Source organism: Bifidobacterium sp. LH_730 (genome assembly GCF_056355835.1).
In genome coordinates this window covers 1-642 of sequence record NZ_JBKETB010000042.1, presented here as the reverse complement: position 1 = coordinate 642, position 642 = coordinate 1, and the positions used below count along the sequence as shown (strand labels likewise).

Genomic DNA, 642 nt, shown 5'->3' with positions numbered 1-642 from the left:
GTGTCTACGCTATCTCAGCGAGTGAAGCCTGTCGGCTCACTTGTTGAGGTAGGCGTACATGCGGGCGATGAACGCGGCGCCGTCCTGGCGAAGCAGGGTGGCCGTGCCGGCGAACGTGTTGTTCGGGAAGCCCTGCACGATCGAACCAGCGTAATCGGAGGCATCGAAGCCGTCCTCGTCGTAGTCGATGGACACGACGGTGTTGGCAGCCCACAGGACCTCCTTCTCGTGGTTCGCCGTGCCGGCCGGATCCACGTCAGCGAACTGCTTGGCGGCCTTCGACGCGTCGAACTCCGGGCTGCCGGCCAGGCGGTAGAAGAACGCGGCGGCGTCCTGGCGGTTGACCAGGCTCATGCCGCGGAACGTGCCGTCAGCGAAGCCCTTGACGATGCCCTTGCTCGAGGCCCACAGGATCTCCTTGTAGTGGGGCGTGCTCGCGTCCACGTCGGAGAAGATGTCGTCCGCGGCCGCCGGCGTGTACTCCGGGCTGCCGGCCAGACGGTACAGGAACGCGGCGAAGTCCTGGCGCTTCATCGTGCTCAGCGGACGGAACGTGCCATCCGAGAAGCCGCCCACAATGCCCTTCCTGGCCATGTAGTCGATGTCGGCGTTGTGCGGGGTCGCATTGCCCGAGGTGAACAC

At 65.6% G+C, this 642-nt stretch carries 1 protein-coding gene; it reads right to left on the bottom strand.

Annotation, left to right across the window (positions count from 1 at the left end; translation table 11 throughout):
• Nucleotides 1-36 precede the first annotated feature (36 nt).
• Nucleotides 37-642: S-layer homology domain-containing protein (locus AC1AUD_RS13735; protein WP_476574939.1), on the bottom strand; the 606-nt coding region annotated here is incomplete at its 5' end.